This window comes from Streptomyces misionensis (genome assembly GCF_900104815.1).
GTDB classification, from domain to species: Bacteria; Actinomycetota; Actinomycetes; order Streptomycetales; family Streptomycetaceae; genus Streptomyces; species Streptomyces misionensis.
Genome location: NZ_FNTD01000004.1, coordinates 7,037,674 through 7,052,042 on the forward strand (window position 1 = coordinate 7,037,674; position 14,369 = coordinate 7,052,042).

Consider the following 14,369-nt stretch of genomic DNA (forward strand, 5'->3'; position numbering starts at 1 on the left):
CGGCCCCGGACCCCGGCCCGGCGACGTTGTCCCTCACCGACCTCTAAGGAACCCCCCGCCATGCGCACGAGACTGGCCCTGCCCGTCGCCCTGATCGCCGCCATCTCCGTCGCCGCCACCGCGTGCCAGTCCTCCTCGGGGAAGGACTCCGCGCGGTCGGACGCGAAGAACGCCCCCGCGGCCGCGCCGTCCGCCGCCGACTACAACCCCACGCCCTACGACCGGGTCAAGGACGGGGGCACCTACACCACGGTCGGGACCTTCGACGACCAGGGCAACCCGTTCAACGTCAACTCCACGCTGACCGCGTCCCGCGTCTGGGCCTGGTACAACGCCGACGCGATCACCTACTCGCCGACCGGCGACGTGCAGTACAACCCGGACTACTTCAGCGACGTCAAGGTCGCCGTGGTGGGCGGGAACCAGAGGGTCACGCTGACCATCAACCCCAAGGCCGTCTTCAACGACGGCACACCCATCGACTGGACCGCGATCAGGGCCACCTGGAAGGCCAACAACGGTTCCGACAAGGCGTACGCCGCCTCCTCGACGGACGGCTACGACCAGATCACCTCGGTGACGAAGGGCGAGAACGCCAAGCAGGCCGTGATCACCTTCCGCGGAGTGAACCCGTCCTGGTCGAGCCTGTTCACCACCTTCCTGCACCCCAAGGCCGCGACGGTCGCGAACTTCAACGACGCCTACGTCAAGAAGGCCCACCCCGAGTGGGGCGCGGGGCCGTACACCGTCGGCAAGTGGGACACCCACTCCGGCGACATCACGTTCGTCCGCAACCCGAAGTGGTGGGGCCGCAAGGGCAAGCTCGACAAGCGGGTCTACGTCAACCTGGAATCGACCGCCGCGATCAACGCCTTCAAGAACGGGCAGATCGACTACGTCTCCGCGACCGACGCCGAAAGCCTGAACCAGATCAAGGGACTTCAGGGCACGGAGATCCGCAGCGGCGGAAGCCCCTTCGAGTACTCGCTCTACTTCAACACCAAGTCCTCCGTCATCGCCGACAAGGCCGTGCGCAAGGCCATCGAGGAGAGCGTCGACCGCACGCAGATCGCGAAGATCCGGTTCCAGGGCCTGGACTACAAGGAGCCGCTGCCCGGTTCCGCCATCCTCTACAGCTTCCAGAAGGGCTACCAGGACAACGTCTCCGCCGTGCTGAAGTACGCGCCGCAGGAGGCCGGGAAGGAACTGGACGCGGCGGGCTGGAAGCCCGGGAGCGACGGCGTACGCGTCAAGAACGGCAAGAAGCTCGAAGTCGGCTACACGCTCCTCGGCGACGACCCGCTGGACAAGGCGACCGCCGGCGCCCTCGCGGCGATGCTGAAGCCGGTGGGCATCCACCTCGACGTCAGAAAGGCCGACGAGGCGGACTTCTCCAAGATCCTCAGCGACCGCAAGTTCGACCTGTTCCTGTCGGGCAACCGCTCGATGGACCCGTTCGGCGCCCGCTACCTGTGCGACTTCTACTGCTCCGACCGCGACTCCAACATCACCGGTGCGGGCTCGCCCGCGCTGGACCGGGAGATCCGCGCCACCGGCGAGATCGCCGACCTCGGCAAGCAGGCCGCCGCGGCCAACGAGGTCGAGCGGAAGGCGCTCCGGGAGTACGCCTTCCTCCCGCTGTTCAGCGGCCCTCGACCTACGGGGTGAAGAAGGGCCTCGCCAACGTCGGCGCGACCATCTTCTACAACCCGCTCCCGGAGACGGTCGGCTGGGAGAAGTGACCGCCCCGGGCGGGGGGACGGCGGCCGCCCGCCGCCGTCCCCCCCGCCCGGCCCGCTGCGAGGAGCGTCCGCCGCGGCCGGCGCAGCCGCTCAGGACCCGCCGCGCTCGCGGGGGATCCGCAGACCCGCCTCGATCGCCACCGGCAGCCGGTTCTCGGCCGGTGGCAGCGGGCAGGTGGCCAGGTCCGTGTAGGCGCACGGCAGGTTCGCGGCGCGGTTGAAGTCCAGGACGACCGTGCCGTCGGCGGCGGGTGGCCCGACGGTCAGTACCCGGTTGGCGGCGTAGGTGGTGACCCCGGAGGTCGCGTCGGTGAACAGCACCATCAGCCGGCCGGCGCCGGGACCGGGGAACGCGGTCAGGGAGAGCCGTTGCCCGAGCAGGTCGAACTCGATCCTGCCCGGGGCGTCGTAGACGTGTTCGAGGCCCTCGACGGCCGCGCCCACGGTGGTCGGCCGCGGCTCGTCGAAGGGGACGTAGCGGCCCGTCACGGCCCAGCGCGGGTCGGGGGCGTAGGCGGGCGTCCCGGTGAAGGCCGTACGCAGCGGCGCGTCCGGGTGCCGGGGGCGCACGATGTCATGGCCGCCCCGCCTGGCGACCTCGATGACCGCGTCCCCCCACACCGCGTCGACGCCACCGCGCTCGGCGAGCACGCCGAAGCGGTGTTCACCCCGTACCGGCGTTCCGCCGACGACGAGTTCCTCCCCGTCGTCGAGGCGCACCACCACCCCGTCGGGACCGGTGTGCCACGCGCCGGGCGCGTCGGGGAAACGCCGCGACGTCTCGTCGAGCCAGTGCAGGTCGGTGATGGCCAGGAACCCGTGCGGGTCGGCGATCCTGGCCTCCTGGGCGCGGTACCACTCCCGCCAGTTCTCGGTGAACTCCTGGAGGTCCGTCGCGGTGGCCTCGGTGGTCATCGGTTCTCCTTCGTCACGCGAGGCCCGGCCTCGCACGGGGGGACGGGGCAGCCGGTCGGGCCGGTGCCGCTGGGCCGGCTCATCCGGCCAGTTCGCCGAGGAGCGCCCAGGTGCGGCGGCGGTCCGCGTCCCCGGCGATCTCGGTCCCGGTGAACACGACCTCGGTGGCCCCGGCGTCGCGGTAGCGCCGCACCTCGGCCTCGACGGCCTTCTCGTCGCCGATCACGGCCAGGTCGGCGGCCCGGCGGCCACCGGAGAGTTCGATGACCCGCGCGTAGGACGGGATCTGTTCGTAGAACGAGAGGGTTTCGGTGGCCTTCGCCCGCACCGCGTCGACGTCGTCCGTGACCACGCCGGGCACCAGGGCCACGATCCGGGGCGCGGGACGGCCGGCGGCCTGCGCCGCTGCGGTCAGGGCGGGGACGATGTGCTCCGCCAGGGCACGCGGGCCCGCCAGGTACGGCAGGATCCCGTCCGCCAGCTCGCCGCTGACCCGCAGCGCCTGCGGCCCCATCGCGGCGACCAGCAGGGGGACCCCGCCCTCGGCGCCCGGTACACGCGCCGGCACCGGGGTGGCGGCGGTGAGCAGCTCACCGTGGAAGTCGGCCGTTCCCGTCTCGGTCAACTGCCTGAGCGCGACGAGGAATTCGCGGAGGCGGGCGATGGGGCGCTCGAAGGGGAGGCCGAAGCCGGACTCCGTCAGCAGTTTGGTGCCCAGGGCCAGCCCGAGGTGGTAGCGGCCGTGTGTCGCGGCCTGGGCGGTCTGGGCCTGGCTGGAGACCAGCAGCGGGTGCCGGCCGAAGACGGGGATCGCGGAGGTGCCCACGTGCAGTCCGGGTACCGCGCGCCCGACGAGCGCGGCGAGCTGGGGCGAGTCCGCGCCGAAGGTCTGGCCGAACCAGGCCGACCGCAGACCGGCGGCCGCGGCCTCCTGGGCCAGCCGCACGGCGGCGTCGACCTGGTTCTGCGCCTGGGACGCGTCGAGTGCTACTCCAACAGTCATGACAGTCAGAACGGACGCCCTTCGGGGCGGCATTCCGGATCGTGTGTGACAGCTTCTTGTCAGTCGTGTGTACGGGCGCCCGCCTCGCCCGTACGGCACTCACGGTGACGGCGTCACCGGGTCGCTGCCGCGCCACCCCGTCGCTCGGTGCTCCAGTAGAGGAGCGCCGCGAGCGCGAGGGCGGCGCCGAGGACGGTCAGGGCCGTCCAGCCCCCCGCGTGGTAGACGGCGGAGCCGAGCTGGGAACCGGCGGCGCCCCCGGCGAAGAACATGGCGATGAAGGCGCTGTTGAGACGGGCGCGGGCGGCGGGGTCCAGCTGGTACACGGTGTGCTGGCCGAGGATGAGGCTGGTCTGGACGGCCATGTCGACGAGGATCGCGGCCAGGGCGAGCAGGACGATGCTGTGCCCGCCGAACCCGGCGAGCGCGAACGCCAGGGCGGCCACCACGAAGGCGATGCCGGTCACCGGGCGGACGAGCCCTCGGTCGGCCCAGTGCCCTGCGAACGGGGCGACGGCCGCGCCGGCCGCGCCGACGAGCGCGAAGACACCCACGCCGATCGACGAGTAGTGGAAGCGGGGGCCGGTCAGGACGAAGGAGACCGTGGTCCAGAACGCGCTGAACGCGCCGAACATGGCCGCCTGGTAGAGACCGCGGCGCACCAGCGCCGGGTGCGTGCGCACCATCCGGAAGGTGGAGCGCAGCACCTCGTGGTACGGGAGGGTGGTGGTGGGCGCGTGCCGCGGCAGGGCCGCGCGCAGGGCCACGCCGAGCACCGCCATCAGGACGGCGGACCCGAGGAAGACGACGCGCCAGCCCGCGAGGTCGGAGACCAGACTGCTCAGCGTGCGGGAGAGCAGGATGCCGGTGAGCAGGCCGCTCATCACCCGGCCGACGATGCGGCCCCGGGCGTGGTCGGGCGCGAGACTCGCGGCGAAGGGCACCAGTATCTGCGCGACGACCGAGGTGGCGCCGCTGACCAGCGACGCGATCAGCAGCATGGGGAAGTTGACGGCCAGGCCCGCCGCCAGCAGGGAGAGGGTGGTGACCGCCAGCATCACGGCGACCAGGTTGCGCTTCTCCAGCCGGTCGCCGAGCGGTACGAGGAAGAGCATGCCGATCACGTAGCCGACCTGGGTGAGGGTGATCAAGGTGCCGGCCGCGGCCGTTCCGGTGTGGAACACGTCGCTCAGCGTGGACAGCAGGGGCTGGGCGTAGTAGAGGTTGGCGACCGTCATGCCGGAGGCGACCGCCAGAAGGGCGACCAGCCAGCCCGGCACGCCATGAGGGGCTTCGGCGGTCGCGGGCCGGCGGCTGTGGGCATCGGTTGACGCGGAAGACATGTGCACCTTCTTCGACGGGCGAACCGGGAGATCGGGTTCGGAACGGGGTCCTGCGGTGGGCCGGCGGCTCCTTCGCTGCCGACACGCAGGCGTAAGCGTCTGGCCGGGCTCTGCTCTTCCGCTCCCGGCGCGATGGTTCGTGAAGTCAGTCATCTTGATCGCAGATGACGCCGGACGCAGCGTAATCCGGTGGCCCGCCGCCGGGCAGGCGCAGCGGCCGGAAGTACCTCCCCGGGCAATCCCCCGTGCGTTTCCCGGCAAGTCCCCGGGCGGCCGGGCCCTACGGTAATGAAGAGAAAATGCGCTTCCGGCCGAGCCGGGCGGCCGTCGCCGACCCCCGTGAGTCCGATCGCCCCGACGCACACATCGCCGAAAGAGATCAAGGTAGAACCATGGTGAACCAGCACCCGCTGCCGGAGGAGGGCGTACGGGAACCGAGTGGTGCGATCGCCCTGAGCGTCACCGCCCACATGGTGATGGGCCGGACCCGGACGGTGCCGGTCACCGTGCGGTTCTCCTACGACCGGCTGGAGCCGTTCACCATGCTCCTGGAACTGCCCAGGCCCGACGGTTCGGGCAGCGCCCGCTGGTCCTTCGCCCGGGACCTCCTCCAGTCGGGGCTGCACCGGGCGTCCGGAGAGGGCGACGTGCGCATCTGGCCGCCGTGCCGCTGCAACGACAGGCCGGACGCGCGGCTCTTCCTGCGGGACCGCACCGGCTCGGTCCTGCTGGACGTTCCCAGTCAGCCGCTGCGCGAATGGCTGGTGCGCACCTGGGTGGCGGTTCCGCCCGGCGAGGAGAACCAGTGGATCGACTGGGACGTCCTCGTCGGCAGACTGCTCGACGGCCGCTGAGCTTCCCGCCCGCGGCACCGGGCGCTCGACCGGGCCGCCCCGGCCGTCTGCACCTTGTCCCCCACGTGATCCCTTGCCCGTGCCCGCATACGATGCAGCGGTGACGGCCGTCTTCGCACCGGGCGAAGCGCCGGCGAGCGGGAGCTGATGATGGATCTGCGACAGATGGAAGTCATCGTCGCGGTGGCCGACACGGGCGGTTTCACGGCGGCGGCACGGCGCCTGCACGTGGTCCAGTCCGCGGTGTCCGGCACGGTCCGGTCCCTGGAACGCGAGTTGGGCACCCCCCTCTTCGACCGCACCACGCACCGCGTCGCCCTGACCCCCGCGGGCGAGGCCTTCGTCCCCGCCGCCCGGGCCACCCTCCGCGCCGCCGAACTGACCCGGGAAGCGGTCGACGCCGTCAAGGGACAGCTGCGCGGACGGGTCACGGTCGGCACCATGCAAGGCGTATGGGCGGGGCTGCACCATGCCCTGGCGGCGCTGCGCACCGAGCATCCGGGCGTGGTGGTGCAGCTGCGGCAGGCCGCGGTCGCCGACATCCGCCAGGCACTGCGCGACGGCACCGTGGACCTGGCGGTCGTCGCCCTCGACCGGCAGCAGCAACGCGGACTGACCACGCGCCTGCTGTCCCGTGAGGACATGGTGCTCGTGGCGTCGGCCCACCGGGAACTCCCGGGTACGAATCCGGCACACGAGGTCGACCTCGCCGACCTCGCCCAGTTGCCCCTGGTCGACTTCTCGCCGGGCTGGGCCATCCGCTACGCGGTCGACCGGGCCTTCCGCGCCGCCGGCGTCGAACGCAGCACGACGTTCGAGGTCAACGACATCGTCGCCGCGGCCGAGCTGGTCCGCAACGACCTGGGCGTGTGCATCATGCCCCGATCGATCGCGGACCGCTTCGGCGACCTGCGCCAGCACCCGTTCCAGCGGCACGCACCGAACTGGAAGATCATGGTGGTCCGGCCCCCGGGCGAGGCGCCCCCCGCGGTCGCCGCGCTGCTGAAGCACATCGGGTGACGCGAACCGCGACCGGTCGGGGAACGCCGTCGCCGTGCGGGCGACGCGCGCCGTCCGTCTGCGGAGAGGGCAGGATTCGAACCTGCGTGGGTCCTCGCGGACCCGACCTCCGAGCCATGCTCGCCGGTCCCCGTTGAACCGCTCCGGGCACCTCTCCCTGCTCCCGGCCGGGCCCTCGGGGCCCGTTCCGTTCACGACAACCACTGTGCCGGGGCCCGCTGACCCGAGGCTGACGACGAGCTGACGCGGCTCGCCGTGCACACGAAGAGGGCGGCTCCCGCGAGAGCCGCCCTCTTCCGTGGCCACGGTCAGCGCGATCGTCCGGTCACCAGGCGGTAGATCAGCAGCACGATCACGGAACCCACGATCGCGGCGATCCACGTGGAGAGGTGGAAGAAGCCGTTGATGGAGTGGACGCCGAAGATCACCTTCCCCAGCCAGCCGCCGAGCAGCCCGCCCACGATGCCGATCACCATCGTCACCAGGCAACCGCCCGGGTCCTTGCCGGGGGTCAGTGCCTTCGCGATGGCGCCCGCGATGAGGCCGATCAGGATCCAGGCGATGATGCCCACGAGGTCTTCCTTCCGTTCCGCTGTGTCACCCCCGGTGCGGGGCTCCCACGTACATCCATGCGCATATCCCTGATGGGACGGCGTATGCAGGCGGTACGCCGGGTGGCTGTACGAACCCTGTCGAGGCCCGCCGGGCAGCCGTCGGCCAGGACCGGCGGTCCCGGAAAAGGGAGCGGCCGTTCGCTCCGGGCGCGGTACGGTCCTGCCATGTCCCGATCAGCCGATACCGCGCTCTCCCGGCCCCGTGTCACCGCGGACGACCTCGGCCTCGCCGTGCGGCTCGCCGTGTCGGTCCTCCGCGAGGCACCCCCGGACGCCTGGGAAGGCAAGGCCGGTTCGCTGGAATGGGACCGCTGGGAAACCGTCGAGCACCTCAGCGACGATCTCTTCGCCTATGCTGCGCAACTGGGTCCCCGGACACCACCGTTGGACGGCGAGGTGCCCTTCGTGTGGGAGAGCCGGCGGCCGGGCGGCCCGGCGAACGCCATTCACGCGAACCGCGAAGCGGGGCCCGCCGGTCTGCTCCAGGTCCTGGAGGCGAGCGGCGCGCTGCTGGTCGCCATGGTGCGCACGACGCCTCCGCGGGCGCGTGCCCACCATGTCTTCGGCATCTCGGATCCCGAAGGTTTCGCCGCGATGGGCATCGTGGAGACCCTCGTGCACACGCACGACCTGGTGCAAGGGCTCGATCTCGCGTGGAACCCGCCTGCCGGTGTGTGCGCGCGGGTGCTCGCCAGGCTGTTCCCGAACGCGCCGTCCGCCACGGACCCCTGGACCACCCTTCTGTGGGCCACCGGGCGGGCCGAACTGCCCGGACACCCTCGTCTCACCACATGGCGCTGGGACGGCACACCCCGGGCGTAGCAACCCCTGCCGTTCATGCGCGGCGCCGTCCGGCGCGGTGCTCCGGGGCAGGTCACCGGCGGGGCGCCGGCGGGTCACGGCCCGGCTGCCCCGGCGGGTCACCCGGGCAGCGTCGACGCGTCGTTGAGCCGCACGGCGCACTCCAGCAGGAGGGCGTGCACGAACGCCTGGGGCAGATTGCCGCGCAGCTGGCGCTGACGCACGTCGTACTCCTCCGCGAACAGCCCGGACGGCCCGCACGCCGCCCGGGTCCGTTCGAACCAGCGCAGCGCGCCGGTCCGGTCGCCGAGGCGGTCGGTGGCCAGCGCCATGGTGAAACCGCAGAGCAGGAACGCCCCCTCGGCCTCGCCCAGCGGGACACCGGGGCGACGGAAGCGGTACAGGTAGCCGTCCTCGGCCAGCTCGTCCTCGACGAAGCGGCGGGTGACCGCGCTGCTCGGGTCGTCGGCGGACGGGCAGCCCCGGGCGAGCGGCGTCAGCAGCGCGGCCTCCGGACCGTCGTCGTCGGCGGCCCGGCGCCAGCGGCCGTCGGCGCGCAGGCAGCGGCGCCGGGTCTCGGCGAACACGGCCTCGGCGAGGTCGGCGCCGCGCCGCCCCAGCGGCGCCGGAAGCACCGCGGCGATCCGGCGCAGACCGCAGACCACGCTCAGCCGGGACTGGGTCCACCACCGTTCGTCCAGTTCCCACAGCCCCGCGTCGGGCTGTTTCCAGTTGCGCTCCACCGCCTCGACCGCGACGACGGCCGCCCGCTCCCCGTCGGGGGTGAGCCGGTCGTGGTGCGCCGCGGCGGCGAACAGCTGGAGCGCCTCCCCGAACGCGTCGAGCTGGAACTGCTCGGCCGCGTGGTTCCCGATCCGGTCCTGGCCCCCCGGGTAGCCGGGGAAGGGCAGCCCGCGCTCCCGCGGGACCCGTCCGCCGCCGACGTCGTACGCGGGGCGCAAGCCCTCGCCGTCGGCCAGGATGCGTTCGGTGGTGAAGCGCACCGCCGAGTCGAGCAGCTCGTGCGGGCCGTGGGCGGCGACCGCGAGGCCCGCGTAGCTCTGGTCGCGGATCCAGGCGAAACGGTAGTCGTAGTTGCGGCCGGTGTCGGCGCGCTCCGGCAGCGAGGTGGTGGCGGCGGCGACCATGCCCCCGGAGGAGCTCGTCAGGCCGCGCAGCACGGCGTAGGCGTGCCGGGCGTCGCGCGGTGCGGCCAGCTCGGAGCAGTCCGGCACCGCCCGCCGCCAGGCGTCCTGCGTCGCCTCCCACAGCCGGTCCGGCTCCAGGCGCTCGGTGCTCTCGTGCTCCGACAGTTCCAGGACGAGGTCGTGGTGCTCGTCCTTGCCCAGCCGGAACTCCCCGCACAGCCCGGCCTCCGGGTGCCACCGGGCGTCCTGGGCGCCGGCGAGCCGCAGCCGCAGACCGTCGGCGTCCGCGGTCCACACGCCGTCCGCCGGCCGCGGGTCGCGCACCCGGCCCGCGCCGAAGCCGGGCCGCGGATCGAGGGTCAGCCGCAGCCGTGCCGCACCGTGTTCGACGCGCATCCTGCGCAGCAGCACGAGCCGGTCCACCGAGCTCGGCATCGCCAGCGCGTCGCGGCACTCGATCACCGCGTCGGAGCTCACCCACCGGCTGACCCGGATCAGGGTGCCGTCCTCGTAGTAGCCACCCCACACGTGCCAGCGGTCCACCGGTTCGACGCTGAAGTACCCGGGGCCCCCGATCAGGGCGGAGAAGACGGCGTCGCTGTGCCAGCGGGGCGCGCACAGCCAGACGATCCGTCCCTCGGGGTCCACCACGGCGCCGCGTTCGCCGTCGGCGAGCACCCCGTACTCCCGCAGCACCCAGGGCGGGCAGCCCCCGCCCCCGACCTCTGCCTGTGCGCCGACTCGCTCGTTCATGGCACAGGGGTTTCCCGGCTGCCCCGTCGGGAAACGAAGCGTGCGTCGGAGGGGGGCGTCAGCGCCGGTGCCGGGGGCGGCCGGCGGCCGGGGCCGTCCGGGTGGCGCGCAGCCCGGCCGCCGCGAAGGCAGTGGCGACCGCGAGGTCCACGCAGGCCGCCGTGCGCCAGCGCTCGCTGCCCAGCGCCAGCCCGGCCATCGTGGCCGCGTGCAGGCCATCGGGCACGACGGTCCACGCGGCCGGCACGACTCCCGCGGCCGTGGCGAGCCCCTGCACCACATGGCGGGCCCCCAGCAGCCGGACGACGGTGTCCGCGGCCGTACTCGCCGGTGTGCGCGGGCAGCGCCGCAGCACGGCGGCCGGACACGCGGTGAGGACGGCGCCCCAGGCGACGCGGACCGCGGTCGTGGCGGCCGTCGTCGGCTTCCGTGCGCGGGGCGAGTGCGCGACGAGTTCCACGGCGGACTCCCTCCGGCCGGACGGTACGGCGGTACCCGCGAAACCCGGACTACCCATTCCACCCGGGGGTTCACCCCGAATCCGCGCCGAGCGGGTGGACTTCGCGTGAATCCGAGGAATCGGGATACCCATGCCGCACCCCAGCAAGCCCGCCAGCGCAGAGGCTCACATGATCGCCCCGACCACCCTCCGCCCGCCGGGGCGGCCCGAGACCGACGGCGCGCTCACGTCCCCGCGGATCGACGAGGCCGCCAAGGCGGCCGTTCGCGACCCGGAGCGGGCGTGCATCGCCGCCAAGGGCGTACGCCAGAAGCTCACCGAGGCCGCCGGGCACCTGCCGGGACGGCACTCGTGAGCGGCGCGGAGACCGGTGCCGGGCCGGATCGGCCGGCATGCCGCATCGAAGCGGTGGACGTGCACGCCTTCGAGGTGCCGACCGACGGCCCGGACGGCAAGGAACAGGACGGCACGCTGGAATGGGACTCCACCACCATGGTCCTGGTCCGGGTGCACGCCGGCGGCCGAACGGGCCTCGGCTACACCTACGGGGACGTCTCGGTCGCCTCGTTCGTCGACTCCCTACTCGCGCCGGTGATCAACGGACAGCCCGCCACGGCACCCCCGGCCCTGTGGCAGCTGATGGGGCGGCGGATCCGCAACGCCGGCCGCCCCGGTGTCGGCGCCATGGCCCTGTCCGCGGTGGACGTGGCGCTGTGGGACCTCAAGGCCCGGCTCCTCGGCCTGCCGCTGGTCCGGTTGCTCCCGGCGTACCACGACCGGGTCCCGGTGTACGGCAGCGGCGGCTTCACGAACTACCCCCTGGACCGCCTCGCCGACCAGCTCACCCGATGGGTGGAGCAGGGCATCCCGCGCGTGAAGCTGAAGACCTCCCGGCACCCCGGAGAAGACCCGCGGCGCCTGGCTGCGGTCCGCAAGGCCATCGGCGACGACCCGGAGATCCTCACCGACGCCAACGGGGCGCTGGGCCGCAAGCAGGCGTCGTACTGGGCGCGCAGGTTCCACGAGGAGTGGGACGTGCGGTGGTTCGAGGAGCCGGTCAGCTCCGCGGACCTGGAGGGACTGCGCCTGCTGTGCGAGCGGGGCCCGGACCTGCTGGAGATCGCGGCCGGGGAGTACGCCTACACCACGCAGGACTTCGTCAACCTCGTCGAGGGCCCGGCCGTGGACTGCCTCCAGGCCGACGTCACCCGGTGCGGAGGCATCACCGGCGTACTGGAGACGGCCGGCCTCGCGGCGGCCCACCACCTGGACCTGTCCGCCCACTGCGCCCCCGCCGTCTCGGCCCACGCCTTCTGCGCCGTACGCCGGCTGCGGCACCTGGAGTACTTCCACGACCACGTGCGGTGCGAGGGCCTGCTGTTCGACGGCACGCTGTCGCCCGACGGCGGTGCCCTGCGCCCGGACACCTCGCGGCCCGGCCTCGGCCTGGAGATCAAGTGGCCCGACGCCGAGCGCTACCGCGTCTACGGACGCCGGCCCACCTGACCGAGCCGGCGAAGGGAAGTCGACACCGATGGCGAAGCCACCCCGCCGGGCGACCCGTGAGACCCCGGCCAAGACCCACCCGCCCGGTGTATGGGTGGCGAGGTTGGCGGCGCCGGGGACGGCCCGCTCCAGCTTGCTGACGTCGAGTGTCCGACGGGCCCGGGGCGCTCCGGGGATCTGCCTCGCCCAGGTCGTCAAGCTCGTGGCGGGCATCGACCTGCGTCGTGCTGGTGTGCTGCGGCCGGCACCTTCGGCATCGAGCCGCCGAAGCTCGACGGCTCGGCGCTGCTCCGGGGCCACTGCCACCACCGCGCCACCGGCGGCATGGGCCCGGAGCAGGAACCGGCGGTCGCCCGCTGCGTACGGCGATGAGGCCAGGGCGGCTGTGGGTCAGTGGTGCCTGGTCTTCAGCAGCATGGCCACGAGGGTCACGGCCAGAATCCCGAACATCACCGCGAACCAGGGGAAGAGGTCTTGCACCCCGGCCGCCAGGTAAAGGATCTTTCCGTATTCGACGTTCACTGCCATCGCCTTCTTCCGCTGCACCTCCGCACCTCCGGGTACCCTCGGCCGGCTCCCCGGCACACGGAGCGTCTCGGGCGACAGGGCCAGGTGCGGGGCCGGCATTCCGTCCGATCCCCGCCGCTACGGATTCAGCCTTCCGGCGCGTTCCACAGGTCCCGCAGCTCCGCCCACCGGGGTCCGGGACCGTGCAGGCCCGCGGGCGCGCCGGGGTCCGGGGCGCGCAGGCCGGCGAGGACCAGGTCGAGGTAGCGCAGGTGCAGCGCGGTGGCGCGCTCGGCGGCGACGGGGATCCGCGGGGAGAGGTGTTCGAGCAGCAACGGGATGTCGGCGGATGTGAAGTCGGCGCGCAGCACCCCCGCCCGGTGGGCGCCGTCCACGAGGTCGTCGAGGGCGGCGCGCAGCCGTTCGGCGGCGGCCAGCACCTCGTCGGTGGCCGGCAGCCGGCCACCGACCAGGGGCAGGAGAGGGCCGCCCGTGTCCTGGTCGGTCAACGCGTCGCGGAAGAAGCGGACGAGGGCGGCCCACGGGTCGCGCTCCTTTGCGAGCGCCGTGCGCGCCTGCGTGACGAGTTGTTCCATCCCCGCGATCCGCATGCGCTGGGCCAGCAGTTCCTTGCTGGGGTAACGCCGGTACAGGCTGCCCATCCCGATGCCGGCGCGGCGTGCGATCTCGGAGACGGGGGCGTCCCAGCCGCGCTCGGCGAAGACCTCGCGCGCGGCCTGGAAGAGGCGGGCGTCGTTGCGGTCCGCCTCCCGCTGTCGGCCCCGGGGTCGGCCTGCGTACATGTCACCCATGGCGCGCCATTCTCCCTCAGCGGCGTCCCACTCCGTGACCGCCGTCGACGGTGACCACGGCCCCGGTGACGAAGCCCGCGTCCGCTCCGGCGAGTGCGGCGATCGCCCTGGCGACGTCCTCGGGTTCCGCGACTCGCCCGAGCGGGGTGTGCTCGGCCAGGCGCCGCTGGAACTCCAGCGGCTGCCCGGCGCTGGCCTCGGTGCGCACGAAGCCGGGTGCGACGACGTTGACGTTGACGCCGAGCGGGCCGGCCTCGTAGGCGACGAAGCGGGCGAAGGTGTTCAGCGCGGCCTTGGCGGTGCCGTGCGCGGCCATGCCCACGGTGGGCGGGCCGTCGGCCACGGCGCTGGAGACGTACACGATCCGGCCCCCGCCCTGCGCGCCCATGACGGCGAGCGCCCGCTGGGTGAGGGTGTAGACGGAGGCGAGTTCGTTCGTCACCTTCGCCTGGAAGTCCTCCCAGGAGAGGTCGGGGAGCGGGGTCGGGACGAAGCGGGCACCGGCGTTGCAGACGAGGACGTCCAGACGTCCGTCGGCCAAGGAACGTTCCAGCAGTTCCGCGGCCTCGCGGGGGTCGTGCACATCGGCCCGCACGGCGAAGGCCTCGCCGCCGTTGCCCCGGATCTGCTCGACCACCCGCTCGGCGGCGTCGCGGTTCGAGACGTAGTTGACGGCCACGCGGTAGCCACGGGCCGCCAGCTCACGTGAGGTGGCCGCGCCGATGCCCCGGCTGCCACCGGTGACCAGGGCGGTCGGCTTGCTCGTCGTGTTCATGAGTCCTCCGAATGCAGAACGGTGAGTTCTGCGGGCAACCTATCGGAGCGGAGCGCTCCGTTCAAAATGGTTGCGACCGCACGATGCGGTCGACCGCGCAAGCGGCCTGACCGCAT

15 protein-coding genes and 1 pseudogene are annotated in these 14,369 nt (G+C 73.0%); 6 read left to right on the plus strand and 10 right to left on the minus strand.

The window, feature by feature from the left end; all coding sequences use genetic code 11:
* The first annotated feature begins 60 nt into the window (after positions 1-60).
* Positions 61-1,668 carry an ABC transporter family substrate-binding protein gene (locus BLW85_RS33330; protein WP_244174956.1) on the plus strand — a complete coding sequence of 536 codons (1,608 nt, stop codon included), beginning with the start codon at positions 61-63 and terminating at the stop codon, positions 1,666-1,668.
* 164 nt (positions 1,669-1,832) lie between these two features.
* On the opposite strand, the gene BLW85_RS33335 is transcribed toward BLW85_RS33330, so the two are convergent.
* The 3 genes from BLW85_RS33335 to BLW85_RS33345 all read right to left on the minus strand — a co-directional run bounded on the left by BLW85_RS33335 (position 1,833) and on the right by BLW85_RS33345 (position 4,940).
* Positions 1,833-2,657, minus strand: a complete 825-nt coding sequence (locus tag BLW85_RS33335) for a DUF1684 domain-containing protein (RefSeq protein WP_074994865.1) — start codon at positions 2,655-2,657, stop codon at positions 1,833-1,835.
* 79 nt (positions 2,658-2,736) lie between these two features.
* Positions 2,737-3,660 carry an LLM class F420-dependent oxidoreductase gene (locus BLW85_RS33340; protein ID WP_074994867.1) on the minus strand — a complete coding sequence of 308 codons (924 nt, stop codon included), beginning with the start codon at positions 3,658-3,660 and terminating at the stop codon, positions 2,737-2,739.
* Positions 3,661-3,773: 113 nt separating this feature from the next.
* The gene (locus tag BLW85_RS33345; protein WP_425275376.1) at positions 3,774-4,940 is read right to left on the minus strand and encodes an MFS transporter; all 1,167 of its coding nucleotides are present in this window, start codon (positions 4,938-4,940) and stop codon (positions 3,774-3,776) included.
* Between the two features lie 455 nt (positions 4,941-5,395).
* Here BLW85_RS33345 and BLW85_RS33350 point away from each other — a divergent pair, with 455 nt between their 5' ends.
* Positions 5,396-5,857, plus strand: a complete 462-nt coding sequence (locus BLW85_RS33350; protein WP_070026083.1) for an SsgA family sporulation/cell division regulator — start codon at positions 5,396-5,398, stop codon at positions 5,855-5,857.
* A 165-nt stretch (positions 5,858-6,022) separates the two neighbouring features.
* On the plus strand, positions 6,023-6,877 hold the full coding sequence (locus BLW85_RS33355; protein ID WP_244174957.1) for a LysR family transcriptional regulator: 855 nt from the start codon (positions 6,023-6,025) through the stop codon (positions 6,875-6,877).
* Positions 6,878-6,938: 61 nt separating this feature from the next.
* Here the strand turns inward: BLW85_RS33355 and BLW85_RS39590 are convergent.
* Positions 6,939-7,034, minus strand: a pseudogene (locus BLW85_RS39590).
* A 151-nt stretch (positions 7,035-7,185) separates the two neighbouring features.
* Complete coding sequence (locus tag BLW85_RS33360; protein WP_070026084.1) at positions 7,186-7,449, minus strand: GlsB/YeaQ/YmgE family stress response membrane protein; 264 nt, start codon at positions 7,447-7,449, stop codon at positions 7,186-7,188.
* 207 nt (positions 7,450-7,656) lie between these two features.
* On the opposite strand from BLW85_RS33360, the gene BLW85_RS33365 reads away from it, so the two are divergent.
* Positions 7,657-8,313 (plus strand): hypothetical protein, encoded by a 657-nt coding sequence (locus tag BLW85_RS33365; protein WP_074994872.1) that lies wholly within the window; start codon positions 7,657-7,659, stop codon positions 8,311-8,313.
* A 98-nt stretch (positions 8,314-8,411) separates the two neighbouring features.
* On the opposite strand, the gene BLW85_RS33370 is transcribed toward BLW85_RS33365, so the two are convergent.
* Together BLW85_RS33370 and BLW85_RS33375 are read right to left on the minus strand one after the other, a co-directional pair.
* Positions 8,412-10,193, minus strand: a complete 1,782-nt coding sequence (locus BLW85_RS33370) for a glycoside hydrolase family 15 protein (protein ID WP_074994875.1) — start codon at positions 10,191-10,193, stop codon at positions 8,412-8,414.
* A 58-nt stretch (positions 10,194-10,251) separates the two neighbouring features.
* Positions 10,252-10,653 (minus strand): hypothetical protein, encoded by a 402-nt coding sequence (locus tag BLW85_RS33375; RefSeq protein ID WP_074994877.1) that lies wholly within the window; start codon positions 10,651-10,653, stop codon positions 10,252-10,254.
* 169 nt (positions 10,654-10,822) lie between these two features.
* Between BLW85_RS33375 and BLW85_RS33380 the strand changes: the two genes are divergently transcribed.
* Together BLW85_RS33380 and BLW85_RS33385 are read left to right on the plus strand one after the other, a co-directional pair.
* Positions 10,823-11,008: a hypothetical protein gene (locus BLW85_RS33380; RefSeq protein ID WP_143060486.1), complete on the plus strand. Its 186-nt coding sequence runs from the start codon at positions 10,823-10,825 to the stop codon at positions 11,006-11,008.
* A complete protein-coding gene (locus BLW85_RS33385; protein WP_074994881.1) occupies positions 11,005-12,159 on the plus strand; it encodes an enolase C-terminal domain-like protein in 1,155 nt (384 codons plus the stop codon). Before BLW85_RS33380 ends, BLW85_RS33385 begins: the two co-directional genes overlap by 4 nt.
* Before the next feature lie 390 nt (positions 12,160-12,549).
* Here the strand turns inward: BLW85_RS33385 and BLW85_RS39595 are convergent, their stop codons facing one another.
* From BLW85_RS39595 to BLW85_RS33400, 3 genes are all read right to left on the minus strand, one after another.
* Entirely contained in the window at positions 12,550-12,705 is a 156-nt protein-coding gene (locus tag BLW85_RS39595) for a hypothetical protein (RefSeq protein ID WP_167381451.1), read from the minus strand.
* Between the two features lie 107 nt (positions 12,706-12,812).
* On the minus strand, positions 12,813-13,478 hold the full coding sequence (locus BLW85_RS33395; protein ID WP_074994885.1) for a TetR/AcrR family transcriptional regulator: 666 nt from the start codon (positions 13,476-13,478) through the stop codon (positions 12,813-12,815).
* A gap of 16 nt (positions 13,479-13,494) precedes the next feature.
* Positions 13,495-14,253 (minus strand): SDR family oxidoreductase, encoded by a 759-nt coding sequence (locus BLW85_RS33400; RefSeq protein ID WP_074994888.1) that lies wholly within the window; start codon positions 14,251-14,253, stop codon positions 13,495-13,497.
* Positions 14,254-14,369 lie beyond the last annotated feature (116 nt).

Coding starts and splice junctions, on each gene's coding strand:
- BLW85_RS33330 (WP_244174956.1), top strand. CDS start 61: ATGCGCACGAGACTGGCCCTGCCCGTCGCCCTGATCGCCGCCATCTCC.
- BLW85_RS33335 (WP_074994865.1), bottom strand. CDS start 2,657: ATGACCACCGAGGCCACCGCGACGGACCTCCAGGAGTTCACCGAGAAC.
- BLW85_RS33340 (WP_074994867.1), bottom strand. CDS start 3,660: ATGACTGTTGGAGTAGCACTCGACGCGTCCCAGGCGCAGAACCAGGTC.
- BLW85_RS33350 (WP_070026083.1), top strand. CDS start 5,396: ATGGTGAACCAGCACCCGCTGCCGGAGGAGGGCGTACGGGAACCGAGT.
- BLW85_RS33355 (WP_244174957.1), top strand. CDS start 6,023: ATGGAAGTCATCGTCGCGGTGGCCGACACGGGCGGTTTCACGGCGGCG.
- BLW85_RS33365 (WP_074994872.1), top strand. CDS start 7,657: ATGTCCCGATCAGCCGATACCGCGCTCTCCCGGCCCCGTGTCACCGCG.
- BLW85_RS33370 (WP_074994875.1), bottom strand. CDS start 10,193: ATGAACGAGCGAGTCGGCGCACAGGCAGAGGTCGGGGGCGGGGGCTGC.
- BLW85_RS33380 (WP_143060486.1), top strand. CDS start 10,823: ATGATCGCCCCGACCACCCTCCGCCCGCCGGGGCGGCCCGAGACCGAC.
- BLW85_RS33395 (WP_074994885.1), bottom strand. CDS start 13,478: ATGGGTGACATGTACGCAGGCCGACCCCGGGGCCGACAGCGGGAGGCG.
- BLW85_RS33400 (WP_074994888.1), bottom strand. CDS start 14,253: ATGAACACGACGAGCAAGCCGACCGCCCTGGTCACCGGTGGCAGCCGG.